At 42.2% G+C, this 20,693-nt stretch carries 16 protein-coding genes and 1 pseudogene; 5 read left to right on the top strand and 12 right to left on the bottom strand.

Going from position 1 to position 20,693, the window contains the following annotated elements; translation table 11 throughout:
* Nucleotides 1–128 precede the first annotated feature (128 nt).
* Nucleotides 129–1,058 carry an L-lactate dehydrogenase gene (locus C1T21_RS17835; protein ID WP_013310450.1) on the top strand — a complete coding sequence of 310 codons (930 nt, stop codon included), beginning with the start codon at nucleotides 129–131 and terminating at the stop codon, nucleotides 1,056–1,058.
* 118 nt (nucleotides 1,059–1,176) lie between these two features.
* Here C1T21_RS17835 and C1T21_RS17830 read toward each other — a convergent pair whose 3' ends face one another.
* A complete protein-coding gene (locus tag C1T21_RS17830) occupies nucleotides 1,177–2,280 on the bottom strand; it encodes a DUF3900 domain-containing protein (protein WP_103049193.1) in 1,104 nt (367 codons plus the stop codon).
* 387 nt (nucleotides 2,281–2,667) lie between these two features.
* Between C1T21_RS17830 and C1T21_RS17825 the strand changes: the two genes are divergently transcribed.
* Together C1T21_RS17825 and C1T21_RS17820 are read left to right on the top strand one after the other, a co-directional pair.
* Entirely contained in the window at nucleotides 2,668–3,885 is a 1,218-nt protein-coding gene (locus tag C1T21_RS17825; protein WP_103049192.1) for an MFS transporter, read from the top strand.
* 739 nt (nucleotides 3,886–4,624) lie between these two features.
* Complete coding sequence (locus tag C1T21_RS17820) at nucleotides 4,625–6,586, top strand: endonuclease MutS2 (RefSeq protein ID WP_103049191.1); 1,962 nt, start codon at nucleotides 4,625–4,627, stop codon at nucleotides 6,584–6,586.
* Between the two features lie 357 nt (nucleotides 6,587–6,943).
* Here C1T21_RS17820 and C1T21_RS17815 read toward each other — a convergent pair whose 3' ends face one another.
* The 7 genes and pseudogenes from C1T21_RS17815 to C1T21_RS17790 all read right to left on the bottom strand — a co-directional run bounded on the left by C1T21_RS17815 (nucleotide 6,944) and on the right by C1T21_RS17790 (nucleotide 13,588).
* Nucleotides 6,944–7,846 (bottom strand): ROK family protein, encoded by a 903-nt coding sequence (locus C1T21_RS17815; RefSeq protein WP_103049190.1) that lies wholly within the window; start codon nucleotides 7,844–7,846, stop codon nucleotides 6,944–6,946.
* A 60-nt stretch (nucleotides 7,847–7,906) separates the two neighbouring features.
* Nucleotides 7,907–8,713, bottom strand: coding sequence for an HAD-IIB family hydrolase (locus tag C1T21_RS17810; RefSeq protein WP_103049189.1), 807 nt, complete (start codon nucleotides 8,711–8,713; stop codon nucleotides 7,907–7,909).
* A 69-nt stretch (nucleotides 8,714–8,782) separates the two neighbouring features.
* Nucleotides 8,783–8,941, bottom strand: coding sequence for a hypothetical protein (locus tag C1T21_RS27410; RefSeq protein WP_180984608.1), 159 nt, complete (start codon nucleotides 8,939–8,941; stop codon nucleotides 8,783–8,785).
* A gap of 354 nt (nucleotides 8,942–9,295) precedes the next feature.
* Nucleotides 9,296–10,511: pseudogene (locus C1T21_RS17805) on the bottom strand (MFS transporter).
* Nucleotides 10,512–10,545: 34 nt separating this feature from the next.
* Nucleotides 10,546–11,547 (bottom strand): ROK family protein, encoded by a 1,002-nt coding sequence (locus tag C1T21_RS17800; RefSeq protein ID WP_103049188.1) that lies wholly within the window; start codon nucleotides 11,545–11,547, stop codon nucleotides 10,546–10,548.
* Between the two features lie 426 nt (nucleotides 11,548–11,973).
* The gene (locus C1T21_RS17795) at nucleotides 11,974–12,930 is read right to left on the bottom strand and encodes a tyrosine-type recombinase/integrase (protein WP_103049187.1); all 957 of its coding nucleotides are present in this window, start codon (nucleotides 12,928–12,930) and stop codon (nucleotides 11,974–11,976) included.
* A gap of 328 nt (nucleotides 12,931–13,258) precedes the next feature.
* Nucleotides 13,259–13,588 carry a hypothetical protein gene (locus C1T21_RS17790; RefSeq protein WP_103049186.1) on the bottom strand — a complete coding sequence of 110 codons (330 nt, stop codon included), beginning with the start codon at nucleotides 13,586–13,588 and terminating at the stop codon, nucleotides 13,259–13,261.
* Between the two features lie 233 nt (nucleotides 13,589–13,821).
* On the opposite strand from C1T21_RS17790, the gene aiiA reads away from it, so the two are divergent.
* Both aiiA and C1T21_RS27405 read left to right on the top strand, forming a co-directional pair.
* Nucleotides 13,822–14,577, top strand: a complete 756-nt coding sequence (gene aiiA / locus C1T21_RS17785; RefSeq protein ID WP_103049185.1) for a quorum-quenching N-acyl homoserine lactonase AiiA — start codon at nucleotides 13,822–13,824, stop codon at nucleotides 14,575–14,577.
* Nucleotides 14,578–15,333: 756 nt separating this feature from the next.
* Nucleotides 15,334–15,501 (top strand): hypothetical protein, encoded by a 168-nt coding sequence (locus tag C1T21_RS27405; protein WP_007432475.1) that lies wholly within the window; start codon nucleotides 15,334–15,336, stop codon nucleotides 15,499–15,501.
* 115 nt (nucleotides 15,502–15,616) lie between these two features.
* On the opposite strand, the gene C1T21_RS17780 is transcribed toward C1T21_RS27405, so the two are convergent.
* From C1T21_RS17780 to C1T21_RS17765, 4 genes are all read right to left on the bottom strand, one after another.
* On the bottom strand, nucleotides 15,617–16,663 hold the full coding sequence (locus C1T21_RS17780) for a FecCD family ABC transporter permease (RefSeq protein ID WP_025720648.1): 1,047 nt from the start codon (nucleotides 16,661–16,663) through the stop codon (nucleotides 15,617–15,619).
* Between the two features lies 1 nt (nucleotide 16,664).
* The gene (locus C1T21_RS17775) at nucleotides 16,665–17,729 is read right to left on the bottom strand and encodes a FecCD family ABC transporter permease (RefSeq protein WP_103049184.1); all 1,065 of its coding nucleotides are present in this window, start codon (nucleotides 17,727–17,729) and stop codon (nucleotides 16,665–16,667) included.
* Nucleotides 17,730–17,953: 224 nt separating this feature from the next.
* Nucleotides 17,954–18,904 carry an ABC transporter substrate-binding protein gene (locus C1T21_RS17770; protein WP_374703729.1) on the bottom strand — a complete coding sequence of 317 codons (951 nt, stop codon included), beginning with the start codon at nucleotides 18,902–18,904 and terminating at the stop codon, nucleotides 17,954–17,956.
* Between the two features lie 68 nt (nucleotides 18,905–18,972).
* The gene (locus C1T21_RS17765; protein WP_025720642.1) at nucleotides 18,973–20,688 is read right to left on the bottom strand and encodes an ABC transporter ATP-binding protein; all 1,716 of its coding nucleotides are present in this window, start codon (nucleotides 20,686–20,688) and stop codon (nucleotides 18,973–18,975) included.
* Nucleotides 20,689–20,693: the final 5 nt, after the last annotated feature.

Genomic DNA, 20,693 nt, shown 5'->3' with positions numbered 1-20,693 from the left:
AGTCAAGGAAAAATGTCATATTTCTTTGCGGTGGGTAAATTTATACGGTACACTAAGTTGGAAAGATAAATTTTTAAGAAATACCCAAAATGAAAAGGTATACAACCCGAGAAGGAGATGAGGATTTTATGAGCTTAAAACCTTACAAACGAAGTAGAGTGGCCATTGTCGGCATGGGAGCGGTTGGTACAACAACCGGCTATACCCTACTGCTGCGCCAACGCATGTCAGAACTTGTCTTTATTGATGTCAACGTCAAAAAGGCGAAGGGTGAAATGCTCGATATGAATCATGGGCTTCCCTTTCTCGGTGGTGTCAAAGTGTGGGCCGGTGATTATGAAGACTGCCGTGATGCAGATATCATTATTGTTACAGCGGGCGCTTCACAAAAGCCGGGAGAAACGCGCATTGATTTACTGAAGCGTAATGCCGAAATTTTTGAAAGTATTATTGATAATATCGTCAAGGTCAATACACACGGCATTTTGCTGATCGCCACCAATCCAGTGGACATTCTCTCCTACATCTCTTGGAAACGCAGTGGTTGGCCTTCAAGCAGAGTCATTGGATCAGGTACGTTGCTGGACAGCGCACGCTTCCGTTATTTGATCGGGAAGCAGAAGGGCATCGATCCACGAAGCATCCACGCCCATATTATTGGAGAACACGGCGACTCCGAGTTACCTGTATGGAGCACAGCCAACGTAGCTGGAACTCCGCTGGAACTGGGTGAAGAAACGAAAAATGAAATTTTTGAAAATACCAAAAATGCTGCCTATGAAATTATAGATGCTAAAGGCGCAACTTCTTATGCTATCGGGCTGGCTCTCGACCGAATCGTAGCCGCCATTCTCGGGGACGAGGGGTCGGTACTTAATGTGTCCACCTTGCTGGAAGATTATAACGGAGTATCTGACGTATATTTAGGTGTTCCAAGTATCGTAGATCACAATGGGGTACGTGAAATTTTGGATCTTCCGCTCAATGACGAGGAACGTGCAAGGTTGCTTCAATCTGCGGACAAGCTGAAAGATCAAATTAGCAAAGTCCATATGTAGATCGGGAACATAAAAACTAAACAAAACTGGCCTCCACAGCGGTAATATCCGTTGAGAGGCCAGTTTTTTAGTCATTATAATGTAAAAGTTCAGTTTGTCGTCCTGCTATGCATTCGAATTACCAAGGTGGCGTATCGCCATCCACATCCTCATTTTCATGCTGGTGTTTCTCTTTTAGCCGCTCAGCCACCGTTTCAAACGATTCAGGTTGGAGCAACTCAATCGGTGAAAATCCCTTTTCAAACGTAAATGCGTCGCCTTCAATAATAAGTGCATATCTATCATGAAGTTTCGTGATGTGCAGCTTGGCGCCAAAGTCGGACAGTAGCCCACGCACGGCCGTATCATCTAGTTTAAAACGAACTTCAATTTCTGGTTTCAGCTCGACAATATGCTGTGCAGCCTCTACGACCTGAAGGGGTTCCCATTTCCCTTGCAAATCCCGTTTTTCGCTAGCCGCCCACAATTCCAGATCGCGCTCTTCCTGCTGTCTTTCCTCATTAGATGCATCCGGCCATTTGGTTTCTACATAGTTCTGAACGAAGCCCATGACATGCTCATTGACGATTTCGGGCATGGATTGCTCATAGGTCACGAATTTCAAAAAATCTTCAAAATACCGGGCATGCGAAGACTGGTGAATTTTAAGCTCCCACTCATCGTTCATCCCCTCCTCAAGCATGTAAGGATACATGATGGATTTCATATTACGGGCAGAAATAGCCATTTCGACCTCACTCACCAGACTGCTTTCAGTAATTCTGGCAATTTTAGGTTCAAAATCACATTTAAGCACAAAAATAAACGGATCATCCGAGTGGGTATTCAAGGTAGCCTGTACAATGATCAGCGCTCCGCCGCGTACTGCGCTCGTATCCAGATACATCCGCACCAGATCGTCACAAGCATTTTTAAAATCTTCCTTATCCTCTGCTGCCCGCAGTCGGGCGAACATATTGAAATTCGGATTACTGCTCAATTCATGCTCCGGTTCGACGATAAAGCGGCCGATTTTGGTCGGTGCCTGCTCTGTGCTGGGATTTTTTTCAACCTTCCGCTTGCTAATACGAGTAAATTCCCCGTCCAGAAATTTTTTAACATCGCTTTCGTCATAATCGTAGTCGTCCATTGTAGCGTAATGCTTATAGGACTTACCACCCTGTCCTTCTTTTCCATCTACCTGAATTACAAAAAAAGATAAAAAATCCACTTGAAAGTTCATTTACGTTCCATTCGCTCCTTTTCAGGCATGTACGCGTAATTATATCACTATGATTTTAAAAGGTACATCGGATTCAGATCCCTATTATTAGATAAGCAATTTAGTCAACATAATATTTATTATATTGACCATCTTTTGATTAGATATCATTCCCAATTCACTAGTTTAAAGTGATTAATTTTATCACTATTCTAATTCACGTCCTTAAAGATCATTGGCCTCTTTATTTTCCATGCTCTACTTTCTTCATAGTTTCAAAAAACATTTGACTAAATAGCAGTTAATTTATTATATTATCTATTATTATCTAGACAAAAATAAATTTTGTTTATTTAAAATGTTTTTCAAAGGGTTTGCGCCCTGAAAACAGGAAAGGAGAGTTTGTTGTTGTTTAAAAATCCATATATAAGGACCATTATCGCCTCCAATGCGCTGCTAAATTTGGGCATTTGGGTGCGCAACTTTGCCATACTGTTGTATGTAACAGATTTGACTCATAATGATCCCGTATACGTGTCGCTCATTTCGGTTGCTGAATTCATGCCTATTTTTCTGTTCGCTATCATTGGAGGAACATTCGCGGACCGTTGGCGGCCTAAACGGACCATGATTAGTTGCGATTTGCTATCCGCGGCCTCTATTTTTATTGTCTTGTTGGCATTATGGTACGGGTCATGGCAGGTGCTTTTGCTGTCCACTTTCTTTTCGGCCATTCTATCTCAATTTTCTCAGCCGTCTGCGATGAAGATATTTAAGCAGCATGTAGCACCAGAACAGCTACAGGGAGTGATGGCACTTTTTCAATCTCTCATGGCATTATTTATGGTTATCGGCCCTGTTATCGGTACATTTATTTATCAACACTTTGGAATTTTCATTTCAATGTCTATAACCGGAATATTGTTTCTCATCTCGGCGCTTGTCCTGACTCGTATTCCACAAGATGAACAAGCACTTGAGATAGATGATCAACCAACTCATTTCATTCAAGAGCTTAAAGAAGGAATACGTTATGTATGGAATAACCGCACACTTCGCACGCTTGGGGGAACATTTACCGTAATTGGGCTGGCGGTTGGACTTATTCAACCATTAATGGTTTTTGTCGCCATCGAGAACCTTGGACAAAACAAGGAATTCCTGCAATGGCCGTTAATGGCGAACGGAGCGGCTATGCTGGTGGGAGGTGGCCTGATTATGGGGGTTGCCAAAAAAGTACAGCCGCAATTGCTGCTGGTGGCCGGACTTTTGGTCAGCACACTGACAACCTTTGGAGTCGGATGGTCGCACAATATTGTGCTGACTATGTCACTACAAGTTTTCAGCGGCCTATTTTTCCCTTGCATTCATATCGGTATCAACACGATGATGATGAAAAATGCCGAAGCTGCTTTTATCGGCCGCGTCGGTGGTGCCCTCTCTCCCCTGTTCTCCGGGATGATGGTCGTCGGTATGAGTATCGGCGGAACACTCAAACACGAATCCTCCCTGAACACCGTATATACCGTGAGCGCCGGCTTGTTTTTGGTCGGAGCGATGCTATTGTTACCATTGCTTTGTGACAGGCAGCCCGTACAAGCTGTCATAGCCGATGATTCTAAATAACAGCACAAGAAACCGCCCCTGGAGATATGATATACATCCTCCGGGGCGGTTTCTTAATGTTTGTATCATGATTTCATACGGAAATGACTTTCTCTTCCTTCATGCTGTCTTTTCCACAATCGTGCATACAGGCCGTTATCATCCAACAGCTCATCATGTCGAACTAAGTTAACATAATTTTCGTTATGTTAATCTAATGATCATCACTGTACCAAATTAAAGAAGTCGGCCTTGACTTCAATGCCTGTCTAATCGTATAGTATGGTTATATCTTCAATTAAGGGAGAGATTTTGATGTCGGTGAACGTTCTTAACTAAGCAATTGCATATTCAGGGAGTAACACCAGGCGCTTGAACCCTTTGGGTACAGGTTTGTTTGTTGCTGTGTTGTTATCCTGATATTAGTTAAGAACATGCGGATATCATAAATCGCCTTCGGGATTATCTTCATCCAGGCCTTATTCCGTGCTGTGTTCAGCGCGGTTTTTTTGTTTTCAGATTCTGTAACTTCCCTTTAAACGTCTTCCATTCGATCCAAATAGCTTAGCAAAGAGCTGTTGCGTGAATGAATTGGAAACACGGAACTCGGAACTACAAAAGCTGTATAACAGCCTTATTTGATGATAAATTCCCTCTTTCCTTAAGGGCGGAGAATGAACGTTTTGTTCATTCTCCGCCCTTTTTTATTAGCAAGGTTTCCAAAATCCTGTCACTACACAACTAAAGGAGAGATTTATTCATGAACGAAACTACAATGCTGCGTTTGGAATATGATCAAATTAAAACAAGAGTTTCCGAATGTGCTTTTTCTTACCTGGGTAAGCGTCACGCTGCTTCTATGCGCCCAATTACTGATATCCGTACAATTAAGATTCGTCTTGACGAAACCAACGAAGCGTTACAGATCATTCGCCACGGAGCAAGCGTCCCTGTTCCTTCGTTGGAAGGAATGGAGCACATTCTTCAACTGCTCGGAACCGGGTATATGTTCAGCGAGCGTGATTTTTCTCATATGGCTCAATTCATTCGAAGCTGCATTCAACTCATAAAATATATGCATTCCAAGGCGGACGCTGCTCCAACCGTCAGCGCTTATGCATCTTCCATGTATAGCATGGAGCCACTTCTATCCGAAATCGAAAGATGTATTCATTCGGGACGTGTGACGGATATCGCCAGTAAAGAACTAGCTAAAATTCGCAAAAAAATTGCGGTTACTGAAGAACGTATCAAGAGAAAACTTGACTCTCTCACCAGCCGCCACCGATCCATTATGCAGGAAAATATGATTAGCCAGCGCAATGGCCGTTACGTGCTTCCAATCAAAAAAGAATTCCGTAAACAAGTGAAAGGCAATGTACTGGATGAATCGGGAAGTGGTCAGACGGTTTACGTTGAACCTGCCGAAATCACGAATCTGCAATTCGATCAGAGCGCGAACATGGCAGAAGAATCTAAAGAAGAAATGAAAGTGCTGGGAGACCTGACGGCAATGGCTGAGTCATACAACCGGGAACTAAGCATCAATACAGAGACTGTAGGTGTACTGGATTTTTTATTGGCAAAAGCCAAATACGCCATGACTCTGGATGCTGTTCCTGTCGAACTTAACCTTGACGGGATTATAGACATCCAAGGTGCACGTCACCCGTTGATGTCCAATACCATGGTGCCGCTTGATTTCTCAATTGGTGAAGGATATTCCTCACTCATCATCACCGGACCGAACACAGGCGGAAAAACGATGGCCCTCAAAAGCGTCGGTCTATTAACACTAATGGTGCAATCTGGGCTACTGGTACCTGTTTTGCATGGCAGCCGAATGGCTGTATTCGATGAAATTGTGGTAGACATTGGGGATGGACAAAGTATTGAACATGCTTTGAGCACCTTTTCTGCACACATCCGCAACATGATTAGCATTTTAGAAACAACAGGCAACTCTACTCTGATTCTGATTGATGAAATGGCATCCGGCACCGATCCGGGAGAAGGAGTAGGCCTCTCTATCGCGTTGCTAGAAGAATTCCATCGTCGCCGAGCGACAGTTGTGGCTACAACACACTTTAGCGAAATCAAGCATTTTGCTGAAAACACACCGGGATTTCAGAATGCTCGTATGGAGTTTGATACCGAAACGCTACAACCTTTGTACCGACTTCGCATTGGAGAGGCCGGAGAAAGCTATGCATATGCAATTGCCTTGAAGCTGGGCATGTGGACACGTATTATCGAGCGTTCTGAGGCCATTTCTGCAGGCAGAGCGTCTCGGAATACACAGGAATCGTTTGTTATTCCCCCTTCTGTAGATGATGAAAAGTCTGATGATGCAAATAAGCCTTTCCCTAAAAAAGAGGCTTTAGACCAGACAGTCACAAAACGGGGTAAACAAGAAATTCCTCTCAAAACCAAGCCTTTTGCCCTTGGCGATAGTGTTTATGTAGGCTATCTGGATCGAACTGGAATTGTATACAAAACCGAGGATGAACGGGGTAATGTCGGGATTTTGATCCAAGGACAGAAGCTAACCATGAACAAAAAGAGGCTCGTCCTTCACATCGCTGCTACTGAATTGTATCCTGACGACTATGATCTGGATATTGTTTTAGAAACCAAGGAAAACCGCAAAAAACGAAAACTGCTGGGACGTAAGCATGTCGAAGGACTGATGATTGAATCTCCCCCGGAAAATGAAATATAGACGCATGCGTATATTCTCAACTGAAAAATAAGCTATTTTATATTGTCAGTGAAACTTGAATCTGCAAGTGGACACTTGATAAGAGTGATTCACTTGCAGATTTTACCACACTAAAAAACATAATATATATTATGTAAACTTAATGATTCCTTAATAGACAGACAAGATAAATCAGACATCCAAAGTTCATGTAAAACTCGGCTTCTAACCTTCAATCCAGCTTCATTATATAAAGCTCCTATATCAAACATCTGTAATGCAAAAAAGGCGTGTCCAAAGTTAAGGCACGCTCTTTTGTTGTTATTTTATTTGTTTGTAATACTCAATCCCGCACTCATCGAAATATAACTTTAGTTATCATTCAAGATGATAGGATTGTTTGTAGTTATATATAGCACCTTGCAAATTCGCTTCATTGCCTAATCTACTTTGTTCAATATCTGCACGCACAAAATTATAGATAGAATCCTTATAAAGCTTTTCTAGCTCTTCCCTAATGGTAATAACCAGTAAAGGATTTTCAGATATGCCTCCCCCAATTACAAACTTTTCAGGATCAAGTATGGATTGCAAATTAATGATTTGTGTTGCGATGTTCCTACAGTATTCTCGAAAAATCGTTTGGACCGTGCCATCACCTTCTTCAATGAATTTGAATATCTTTTCACCTGTCATAGAATCTGCAGGAAGGTTTTTGGCTTTCGCAACGGTTTTAGTTAAAACAAAACTACTCCCTTGCATACCAAGCAGATAATCATCATTGTCTGCATTTTCGTTGTTCGTTCTAATGAAGGAGAACTCTCCAGCTGATAAATGATGGCCCTTCAGCAATTTCCCTTGAGAGATGATTCCACCGCCCATCCCTGTTCCAACGACCAGAACGACACCATCGGTAATCCCTTGTAATGAACCACGCCATGCTTCTCCAAGAGCAGCACACTTTCCATCATTTTCAATCGCTACTGGCTTGTGAAACGCTTTCTTAAAAACATCAAGCATATTTATATCATTTATATATCTTAATGAACCTCCATGCACCATATGGCCGCTATCCGAATTCACAATACCTGGTATGCTGACGGCTATACCTCCACATTCATCCATAAACTGATTATGAATTTGCTTCAAAGCTACAAGCAGATTCTCAAGTGAGTCCAATGGAGTTTTAACTTTCCCCTTGCACATAAATTCACCTTGAAAATACAAACTAAATTTAATAAAAGAGCCTCCAATATCAAAAACAAGTATCTTATTTTTCATGCTACGTATAGTCCTTTCATGATGCAATTTGGGGTCTTCTCTCCATAACGATAATTAATATTATTGCTTTTGTAAATCCATCATTTTTTTTATCGTTAATAAGACACCGTTTTCTTCGTTGGATTTAGTGATAAAACTGGCTGCATTTTTAGTATTCTCACATGCGTTTTTCATAGCAAAACTATATTTTGCTATACTCATAAGTTCCACATCATTTTCACCATCTCCAAAAGACATGGTCTCATCCTCAGTAACCCCCAATATCTCTTGGAGTTTTCTTACCGTCTCCCCTTTATGGGTATGAAGTGCTGTAATATCCAGCCAATTTGCTTCAGAATCAACGATATAGATTTGATTCATTAGAGTCTTTTCAACATGTTTTCTTAATAAGGAACTTCTTCCAGCTGGATCATATACAGTTATTTTAAGAAAGCTACTGTTGATTTGATCAAATGAATCAATCTTAATCACTTCTTTATACGAGCCTTTCACAATTTTATAGTATTCGTCTTGAATATGAGAATGAACAAATGCTGCTTCCGTTGTACATGCTATGATAATGAAATGGTTGGAAAAACTTCCGATATCTGTTATCGCTTGTAATGCTAAATTGTGTTCAATCGTAAACTCTTTGACAACGACTCCATCCTTTTTAATCCGCGTAGCACTGTCCCCTAAGATACAGATGCCTTTTCCGTGCTCGCCAAATAATTCTTCTACTCTTTCACACTGCTTGCCTGTACAGGCTACAAAGGAAATATTATTTTCTTGCATTTCTCCATACACCTGATTAAATAATTCAACATCAAAAGTGCCACTATTATTTAGAAAAGTACCATCCAGATCACTTACCACCAGTTTTAACATATATAAATCCTCCCTTAATATATAAGCTCTTTATTAGCCAAGTTTAATTTACGGCTTTTCATTTTCTTGTCATGGATCAACATCAAAATCTCTATAAAAATCTCTATTAAAATCTTCTAACATTCGTGCTGCAAGCTTTTGAACAAGAGGAGAATGAGCCAAACTACTGATCACGAAGTACATAATGATTAAAATTATGATACATGAGATACCTTCTATCGCCCACACAGTCGCACCTCCTTATTCCGTAAATCCAACTTAGTGCCAGAACTTGATCCATTTAATAAGTGCATTGCATATCCTGTACACTTATTAAAGCATTTAATTAAACATATTAATAAAGTGAATAAAAAAAGTTGCTTTATTAAGTGGACATACAAAGTTATTCAAAAAAATCATCGATGGAGCGGTAAGGTTTTACTTCCTTAGACTGCCCGGATAATGCTAAGCACCAATAAGTACCAACCCATATAACTGAGCAAAGTAAAATCAGTGAGATCATAGAGTGCCCTCGCTTTCTCTTTTAGGTTACACGTTTACTTTAGCTGATGAAACGCGTTTCAGGTCAAGTGATAATTTCTATTAACCCTTCAAAGTTCTCTTTTTCAATGTACAATTCACTTGTTCTGAACTGAACAGCATAAAAAGAAGGAAAACAATGATTGCAATCGGGAAAAAATGAATACTTGCCTGAGAAGCTATAACCCCAAAAATAGGAGGAAGCAATGTTGTTCCTGTATAAGCAACTGCCATTTGATATCCCATGAGCTTGGAAGAATTCTCTTTACCAAACCTAGTTGGCGTTTCATGAAGAAGTCCAGGGTAAATCGGTGCAAGTCCTAACCCAATAAGAATAAACCCAGGTAATAAAAAGGTGACCGGTAAAGGAAACAACAAAATGAGTCCTCCTGTAATTGCAGTAAGTTGACCAGCCAGAATTAACATGCGATTATTTATTTTTAAAGTTACAAACCCCGTAATAAGCCTGCCTACCGTAATTCCACCGTAGTATAAGGATATCCAGCCAGCTGCAGTTTCGGCTGCAATGTTTCTGGCCCCTACCAAATAGCTGGCTCCCCATAAGCCCACCATGGCTTCCACACCACAATAAAACAAAAAAGCAATAAGCGTGTTCTTAACTCCTTTCATTCGAATTAGCTTTTGTTTGGAGATGTTCTTAACTTGTACAGTATTGTGATCTCTCTGTGAGTCGTCTGATTGGGTTTCGATTATGGGATTTTGTACCGCGGCAACACGTTTCCATAATGGTAGTGTAATGAGCAAAATAATAACAAGACTCAACTGGATCATGGATACGGCTGTGTAGCCACTCCTCCATGAGTTGTAATTCGAAATTTAAAGACATAATAATCGGTCCCATCGTTGCCCCAACACCCCAAAAACAATGCAGCCAACTCATATGATGTGCCTTATAATGAGTAGCCACGTATTGATTGAGCGCTGCATCAACAGCTCCCCCGCCAAGACCAAGAGGAATTGCTAATAATACTAGCCAAAATAAAGAAGGTGCAAATGAAAATCCGAGTAGCGCTCCCGCAGTCAAAAAGCAGCTCACTAAAGTAATCTTGCCTGTACCTATTCTTTCAATGATACTTCCGCTAACTAGACTTGATACAATGGTTCCCCCTGCAACGACCATGGATACAATTCCGGCTGACCCAAAAGAAGCCCCAAGTTCAGTCCACATGACGGGCCAAGCTGACCCCAGCAGGGAATCCGGGATCCCCAAACTAATAAACGATAGGTAAATAATAATTAGAAACCACTTTGCCATCATTTCTCTCCTCCTCTTTTCACTACACATATATACATTATTTAAAGACAATGATCGGATGTTCCAATTCTTTTAGGGTTAATCCTCTCAACCCTGTTTTAAAATCTTCATAAAATAAATCGGAGAGAATAACCTCAGGATACAAAGGCATCTTATGCTTAGATTTGTAGGATTCTAAAAAATGAAAGAAAGACACTTCTTCTATATTCTCTCTATAGATCACAATTCGGTCAGGATCAAATATAGATTGTAATATTTGAATAATTTCACATATACTATTGAAGAAAACTTCCGTTCCTTTGCTTTCATCCCAAACTATCGACGGAAGGAATTTGATTTCACCAGCCAATCCATGTTTGCCTTTTAAAACCCCATTTCGCAAATAAATTCCCATCCCTGGGGGAGAATTTTCAGGAAAATAAATAGCCAGCACACATTGGTCTTCATCTATTTGTTCTCTATAGACGTATCCACATACAGCGGCATTTACGTCATTCTCCACAATAACAGGCAAACCAAATTTGCTTTGCACATCCTCTGCCAACCGAATTCCATTTAACCTTTCATGACTGCTGACTGTAATTTCTCCATTTACAGATTGTCCCGGGATTCCTATACCAATAACTTTAATGGAGGGATAGTGAGAAATGATGTCTTGAATCGTGGAATAAAATTGTGTAGCATTAAAAATTTGAAAGGGATGCTCTTCTTTCATCAGAACGTCCTCATTTAAATTAACTACCGTGGTATTGACAACATCCGTCCCTTGTTTTTCATTAATATGCATAATCAGTGCTAGACTATACTCATAATTAAAACGATAGGTTAACGCGTGCCTGCCTCCGTTTGAAGGGACAATTTCATCTTCAAAGATCTCACCATTATTAAGCAATTCCTGCATAAGGGTATTGATAGTTACCACACTTAAATCAGTCAATGCGGCTAGTTGGGGTTTTGTTGTCTTACTGATCTGTTTCAATACTTTGCGAACCAGGTTCAGATTTATTTCTTTAATTAAATTTGTATTAGCTTTTTCCATACATAGCACCTTCTTTTTATAAAATCATAAAACAACTTTATAAACCATATTTATAAAGTTGTTTTACTAATTTTGCAGCTAAATATTACCTTTGTCAAGGCAATATCGTACTAACTTTTAATACACTATTGTTTTCTAGCTTATTCTGAATTATCCTCATGCTTAACATAAGATGATCGCTAAAATAAGGAGGCTAATCTATTGAAGAATGCTGTTGAAGAACCAAAATCGAATCGTATGCACAAAATGATTGGGTGGCAGCTAATCAGTATCAGGTTGGAGCAAATCAATCAAAACAAAACTAACGCTATGAAAAAGAATACTACGTTCATGATTGTAATGACCTAAAGCCGTTGATGTGATTTTCAAGTCAGGATGTAATTCTGCCCAATGAGTTTACATATAATCTCAAATTCCATGCTATACTTACACTCCTGATAACGGTATCTGAATATCCAGCTTATCCATTGCTTTTTCTTTTTCTCGATCAGTGACATGTGTATATACTGTGGTTGTCTGAATGGATGAATGCCCCAGTAGCTCCTGTACGGTACGCAGATCTGCTCCCTTACGTAATAGCATTGTCGCAAATGTATGTCTCAGCTTATGGCTGGAATAAGCCTCCCGGCGTTCTATACTCTTATCTTGCTGGAATCGTTCGAACGTTTCTGTAGCGATCTGTTGAATGGTGCGCACTGCCAGACGGCGGCCTTTTTGGGATACGAACATCGCATCCTCTTTACCTCTCCACGGCGTCAATCTTTCCTCCAACGCATGCTCTACAAAATCACACACGGCTTCCGGTACCGGGAGAGTACGCCACTTACGTCCTTTACCGAACACATCTAAGGTACGTCTTTCTCGGCTGTAATCCGAGACATTCAATGAATGAACCTCCCCCACCCGCAATCCCATGTAGACCATCAGCAGAAAAATAGCCATATTACGATTTGCATATTTCCCCTCCACCGCGAGCAAAAACGGGTGAATATCCTTTTCATCCAAATAGACGGGCATACGATTCTTTTCAGTCTTTGCTTTTTTAATTCCTGCTGCCGGATTTGTGCTGCATAACTCAAATTCCTGCAGCGCTTTAAAAAAGCTGTTCACCGCTGCATGCTTTCGGTTCCGCGTACTATCTCCGGCGCCCCCCTCCCGCGCTTTAGACAAATACGACATAACATGAATCTTCTTCACCTGATCGAGTGGTTTTTCACGCAACGTGCGTAAAAATTGCTTTACATCCCCCATATAATTTTTTTGCGTATGTATCGTATATCCCGCATCCTTCATCCAGATCAAAAAAGCTTCCAGCTCCTCAGCATATATTTCATCAATTTCTTCTGTTGTATCGAGCTCCACATGTCGCATCTCTTTTTTCATCCCGCTCGCCTCCACTTCCGTTCATATTCCGAAATATACTGTAAAAAGATCATTTTCGTCTGATTTTTATCGACAATCCAATCGACATCTTATGCAGGAGAGATTCTAAAAGTCGTTTTAAACCTAAACAGCGTATAATTTATATTATACGCTGTTTTTTTAGCCCTTTTTAAGTATAAATAAAGCGCTCCCCTCTTGTCCAGCCTGGTATTACCTTCAAGCAGACATTTCAAAGCACTTAACAGAGTGGCATAGGGTCAGAAGGGGGTGATCCACAATGTAGACAAATTAAAACACGCTCAAGAAAAGTTCACCTAATGTAATTCATTCATATCCAAAACAAAACTAAATAGCCAATAGTCTGCATGCGGCACCACTTCTCTACTTCATCAGCAAGCTGGGGGCGCTGCTCTCGATCGGTAGCAGTCAAAATCGCCATAGTGGCCAAAACATGAATATCATGTGCAGTTTCCAGCTCGCTATCCAGATCACCCTCCGGCGCGTGCATCATCTCCATATGATAGCCTGTTAGCTGATTGTGATTTTCACCCACTAGCAGCAGTGGATCACCAAGAATTTCACCGATTTTCGAGATGATGACCGTGTGATCCAGCTTCTGGGCAAATTTCGAGCAGAGAGTAGAAACAGTCTTGTTCACAGGAAAAGCATGAACTGGCCTGCCTGACGGAAAATTTCTACTGGACGCCTACATGCCTTACCATTTAAACTATTAAAAATTAATTTTCAAAAGAGTGAGATTGCAACGACAGCATGAGTCTCCAGCACCCGGATCTTACAAACGAAAATACAAACATCACTTTCTATCAGCCGAAACCCTGATTAATAACTACATAATAATTATTATGTAAACTAAGATTGGAGGATGATTGTATGATTAACAAATTGTACTGGTTACCGATCGGTCAGCTTGATATTGATCGCTCCTCACTCAACCATCATGCACAGCCCGGTGAACTGGTGCGCCTGCAAATCTGGTCGTATCTGCTGGAGACAGATCACGGTCCGATTCTCATTGATACCGGTATGCCGGATTCGTTTATCGACAATCCAAATTATTTTAAAAGTACACCGTTTGAAGGGCGCTTCATTCCCCATATGTCAGCGGATGATAGTATCGTGGCTGTACTGGATCGGATCGGCTATCAACCGGACGATATCCATGCCATCGTAATCTCTCATATGCATATGGATCATGCCGGAGGCAATCCGCATTTTCCGAATACACCGATTTATGTACAGCAGACCGAAGCAGACGCTGCGATCGGCAATCTGCAGTATGCGCCACCGGAATGCGTGCAGGCGGACTTGAATTACCGACTGCTTCAAGGGGATCATGAGCTGGTTCCAGGTTTGCAACTGTTCTATACTCCGGGGCATTCGCCGGGTCATCAGTCCGCGCTGGTCACAACAAAGGAATCGGGTCCGGTCATGCTGACGATTGATGTTGCCTACACGCAGGAGAATTACGCAAACGACGTGCCGTTTGACGGCTTTAACCGTGAACAGGCACGCCAGTCAATCGCCCGCATTCAGCAGATTGTGCAGGAGGTTAAGCCGAATCTGTTGTTCTTCGGTCATGATCCTGAGCAGGTAGCCGTTCAGCCGGTATATCCACAATACAAATAATGATGATAAAGCAATTATTTCTCCACCACTGTGGATCTTTTCGGTCCGGGGGATAAAGAAATTGGTATTATGAATGCACACAAAATAGACGTATCAGGAGCCGTGCTTCATTCGGATCATGGCTTCAGTATACGTCTACGGCGTACAACACACGACTTGAAAAGTTCGGCCTCAAAGGCAAGTGGTGCGGACTGGCAGAATAGTCGTAATTCGGCCAGCTCCCCTCCATAGCTTTCAGCAAACTGATAAGTGATTCCATATACATTCGCTTTAACTGGTCGGGTTCATCTATAAATTCTGTATGTAAATGCTGATCTTCAGAAACCTAGCTAACTTTTAAGCGCACAAATTGATTTTCTGCAAATACACAATTGATCCTTTGTATTAACTCGCTACTAAGCCTCTGCTTGTTCAGGACAGCCTGAGCAATATCCAATACGCTCCTTACGGACAAATATTTTAAATGGATTAATACACTTAATCCGTTTATATCAAAAAAACAATTATATACATGAAGTTAATTACGCCTAATCCCCTGTTATCGCCAGCATCAGGAAGTATATCTAAGAACTCATGGGGTGAGTCGCTGTCGACACGGCATGGATGATGAGAAAAAGGAATTTGCAGTCTCGCTCCGTTTTCCCTTGATCATCCAGCACGATATACTTAAAGAAGTCGAAAGGCAACCTTATATTCAGCCTATACTCATTTCAAAAATGTAGGTTTATTCATGACAAAGGGAGTGTTTATTTATTTATGAGTACCGAAATGCTGGAACGTCGAAGTGAAATTCTAAAACGAAACATCCATCAGTTGCTGGTTCAGGAAAATCAACACGGCGTGACACGTCAGGAAAATTACACGTTGCATAAAATGATCAGAGAGCTGCATCAAACCTCTCATGCCTTGAATACTTCCCGTTGAGATGAAAGGCTGCTAAATCAAATGAAAAAATAACCTTCAGCCCCACTTCCTTAGTGGTGTTGAAGGTTATTTGTTGTGTGTAGCCTTAATTGACTGGTGGCACCCTTTCGTGATGTTACCCTTTGGAGCGACTCAGCAGATATAAGAAGTATGGCGCACCAATGATGGCTACAATCAAACCTGTCGGAATTTCTTTCTGTAAAGGTAAGGATCGTGTGATCGTATCCGCTACAAGTACCAGGAGTGCTCCGACTAAAGCACAGGTTACCAGCAGCATTTTATGCTTCGGACCCACCAGCTTCCTCGCCAAATGTGGAGCCACCAAACCGACAAAGCCGATACCGCCACTAACCGAAACACTAGAACTGGCCAATCCAACCGCAGCAGCGAGAAGGAGAATACGTTCCTTTTCGATAGGTGTACCCAACCCCGATGCCGTCTGATCCCCCAGATTAAGCACATTCATCACATTTGCTTTGTAGTATGCGAAAGGAAGTAATACAATCAGCCAAGGCAACAAAGCCATTACGAATTTCCAGTTTGAGCCCCAGATGCTTCCTGCTAACCAATTAGCTACAAACGTGTAGCTTTCAGGTGTCAGCTTAAGAGTCATAATGATCATCGCAGCACTGATACCCGCCGCTACGCCAATTCCGCTCAGCAGTAGCCTTGTCGGGGAAATTCCTTCGCCTTTCTTGTAAGAAAGCGCGTAGATGAGAATAGCAGCTGCTCCTGATCCAATCAGCGCAAGAGCGGGAAGTAAAAACAATGAATTCGTAGTTTGCATAGATGGAAAAAGCAATACAAACAGCATGACCATCAGCCCGGCGCCCGCATTAATCCCCAGAATACCAGGGTCCGCTAGGCCGTTACGCGAGACCCCTTGCATGATGCAGCCAGAAACAGCCAGACCTGCACCGATTAGAAGGGAAATAACCATTCGTGGCAACCGGAATTCAAATAGGATTAATTCCTGCTGTGGAGTCCCTTGTCCAAACAAGGTTCTAAATAGCTCCATTGGCGAAAGGCGGATGGTTCCCGTATTCGCACTTATGGTGAACGCAGCAATGAGCAATACGAGCAGAATGACTACAACCATCCAATCATGGATTTTTTTACGATGACTAGCTTTGGCAATAGCCCCATTCGTAACGTTATTCATATTACAGTGCCCTCCTTTCTTTACGTGCCAGATAAAGGAAGAACGGAACCCCAATTAAGGCAATAAGTACGCCCACCGGTGTTTCCTCAGGTGCGTTAATCATACGGGCTGCCAGATCGGCAAACACAATGAGTAAAGCTCCCATAATGGCCGAGCATGGAATAATCCAGCGATAATCGACGCCAACCAGCTTGCGGGTTATATGGGGAATAATCAATCCCACGAAACCTATAGAACCCACCAACGACACCGCTGCACCCGCCAGAATCAGAACAAGAATCATTCCGACTACCTTTACCACCCCAGTTCGCTGACCAAGACTCAACGCAATTTCGTCTCCCAAACTAAGCAGCGTAATGGAGCGCGACAACATGAGAGCGCCGATAAAAGCTGCCACAACCCAAGGTAAAACTATACCGAGCTGAACCCACTTGGTTCCACTAAGCCCTCCGGCATACCAAAAGGCCAAATCCTGTCCAACATTAAAGTACAAACTGATCGCATCTCCTAAGGCAGACAGCAACGCCGTGACAGCTGCACCCGCCAATACAAGACGAACTGGCGTAAGACCTGATTTGGATATGGAGCTTGTACCATATACCATCACAACAGCCAGAGCTGCACCAACAAAGGAATACAACATTAACTGTAAAAAGGAAGAGCCGGGAAAAAGGGCAAAGCAAATTGCCATCGCCAAGCTGGCTCCCGAGTTCAGTCCAAGCAAGCCCGAGTCAGCAAGCGGATTTCGGGTCATTCCTTGCATAATTGCACCTGCTACGGCAAAGCAAACTCCGATTAAAACTCCACCCAGAATTCGAGGTAGACGGATTTCCCAAATAATTTGATGGTTTTGTAACTCCGGTTTAAAATGGAAAACGGCGTTCCATACCTCTTCTAGCCTAATAGAGGCTGCACCAAAAGATAGGGATAGCGCGATGCCGAACGCTAAAAGTCCAAGCCCCACTGTCAGGATAAGCGTAGCCGCCCAAGGTCGCGAGTGGAATTGAGTCGGCGACTGGTTATGTTTACTTTGAGCGGGACCATCCGATGATTCTGATAATTTCATAACTATTGTTCACCCTTACTGTTGAATAGTATGTAGCTATCACGAACTGTGTTGAAGATGATGTTGATAATGAGAATTATTATCATGCAATCTTTACTATTGTAAATTAATGTGGCAATGGCATCAATAGCAAATTTCGAGGAATGCCTAATGCTCTGCCCTATTGTGAACAAATAAAGCCCTTCGGCATAAATACCAAAGGGCTGCCAACAACACCGAAGCGACTACTTCTGTGCGGCGTTCTCTTTATTCCGCTGGACGATCATATCTGCGATTTCTTCAGCTTGCCCTACAATAGCGATGGGATCGAAGTACCAATATCGATCCTCCTGGAGCTCAAAAACCTTACCATGCCAGACCGCATTTAGTGATTTCCATATGCTGTCTCCTTCGTAACCGCTCAAATCCTTGTTAACCGTCAGAAAGATATAAGAGCCGGCATATTGATTAATGACTTCTTTTGACACCGATTTCCATTGAGTCTCACCTAATAATTCTTTTTGTACAAGCGGCGGAGGTGTCAAATTCAGTCCTTTGTATACCGCTTGCCCTCCTCTGCCAAAATTATCACCATATACATAGTATTCTTTTTCCGAAGCTTCCATTACGGTGAAAGTATCTCCAGGCTGAACGATTCCCTTTAGCTTGTCACGTGCAGCCTGCATCCGCTGATCGTATTGGGCAAGCCATGTTTTGGCTTCCTGTTCTTTTCCAAGCAGCTCACCAAAAGCTGTCAGTTCCTCATGAACATTCTTGTACGTTCCATAAGGAATGACGATGGTCGGAGCAATTTTACTATATTTCTCATATTCATAAGCATCTTTAGAACCAATCAGAATCAAGTCAGGCTCCAGAGCCAATACTTTTTCAATGGATACGCTGCCGCGATCTCCAATGCTTGCAATGCCCTGCACAAGCTCCTTCGAAAACGGATTATCCAGATAATATTTGACACTTCCCACAGGTTTAATTCCTAAAGCTAATAAATCATTCTGGTACATATCTACTACAATCCGCTGAGGGTGAACCGGTATTTTAATATCTCCATGAATCGTTTTAACTGTTTTCATTTCCTCTGACTTTTGTTCACTAGAAGTTTGATTCTGCTTTTCATCCGGTTGCTTCACGTTTCCACTACAGGCGGTAAGAACTAAAATGACTGACAGAAGCATCATCACAATCCACATTTTCTTTGTCAAACCCGTTCATTCCTCTCTCTATTGACGGTGTCATATCGGCCTATTTACGTTCCATATTGAGCTTGGTGCAGGCGGCTATATGCCCCTTTTACTGCCAATAACTCTTCATGTCTGCCTTGCTCGGCAATCCCTTGATCTGCAACTACGATAATGCGGTCAGCATTTTTGATCGTTGCCAGACGATGCGCGATAACGAGTGTCGTACGGCCTTGGGATAGCTCTGTCAGCGCCTGCTGAATCGCGGCTTCTGTCTCTGTATCCAATGCTGATGTTGCTTCATCTAAAATGAGAATTGGCGGATTTTTAAGGAACATCCGGGCAATAGACAAACGTTGCTTTTGACCACCGGACAGCTTCACACCTCGCTCACCGATCATTGTATCCAGACCATCCGGATATGAGCGAACAAGGTCTTCAATCTGAGCTCGACGAGCAGCATCCCAGATTTCTTCTTCCGAAGCATCGAGCTTACCATAAGCGATATTTTCACGAATCGTTCCATCAAAGAGGAATACATCCTGCTGTACGATACCAATCATGGATCGCAGCGATTCCAGCTTCATTTCACGGATATCCATTCCATCAATGGTAATGCTGCCTTCCTCGACATCGTAGAAGCGAGGCAACAAACTGCAAAGTGTCGTTTTACCTGCTCCTGAAGGACCCACAAGTGCTACGGTTTCACCCGCATGGATAGATAGGTCCACTTTGCGTAATACCTTATCTTTGTTCTCGTAACCAAACGTTACACCTGCAAATTGAATATCTCCATTAAGATGGCTAACCGCCTTGGCTCCTGGCAGATCTTCTACATCCGATTCACTTTCCAGCAAATCCAGGTACCGTCGGAAGCCAGCAATCCCTTTCGGATACGTTTCGATGACAGAATTAATTTGTTTAATCGGCCCCAGGAATACATTAGACAGCATCACAAATGCGATAAATTCCCCGTAGGTCATCTGTCCTTCGATAACAAACCATGTTCCACACACAAGCACAAACAATGAAACCAGCTTCATTAGTATAAAACTAATTGAGGAATTCCAGGCCATAATCCGGTACGCGATCAGCTTCGTTTTACGGAAACGCCCATTATTTTCAGCAAAACGTTCCATTTCATGTGCTTCGTTGGAGAACGCTTGAACAACGCGAATCCCGCTGACATTATTTTCAATACGAGCGTTATAATCCGCAATATCAGAAAACATACGATGGAAAGCAGCAGACATTTTACGGCTGAAATAAAGAGACAAGTAAATCATAAGGGGTACAATGATAAAAGTCAGTACAGCCAGCTTCCAGTTAATACCGAGCATGATACCAAAGGCTCCCCCCAGTGTCATCAACGCGATGAACAAATCTTCGGGGCCGTGGTGGGCAATTTCCCCAATATCCATCAGATCGTTGGTCATACGTGAAACGAGATGCCCTGTTTTGTTATTGTCAAAAAAGCGAAAAGATTGCTTTTGTACTCGATCAAACAGCTTTTTACGCATGTCCGATTCGATGTTAATGCCCAGCTTGTGCCCCCAATAGGTAACCACGTAATTCAGCGCAGCACTTATGACATAAATACCGAGTAGAGCTAGACAGGCATATAAAATCCATTTCCAATTCCCGCTGGGCAGCAAATCATCGACCACCCGGTTGACTGCAAGCGGAAAAGCCAACTCCAGCAGTGCAGCCAGCAAGGCACAAGAGAAATCAATGATGAACAAAGTCCGGTAAGGACGGTAGTATTCAAAAAATCGTCTAAGCATGGTTA

The sequence above is a fragment of the Paenibacillus sp. F4 genome, assembly GCF_002894905.1.
GTDB lineage: Bacteria > Bacillota > Bacilli > Paenibacillales > Paenibacillaceae > Paenibacillus > Paenibacillus polymyxa_B.
The sequence above is the reverse complement of the archived record's forward strand: the minus strand, read 5'-3'. Positions and strand labels throughout refer to the sequence as shown.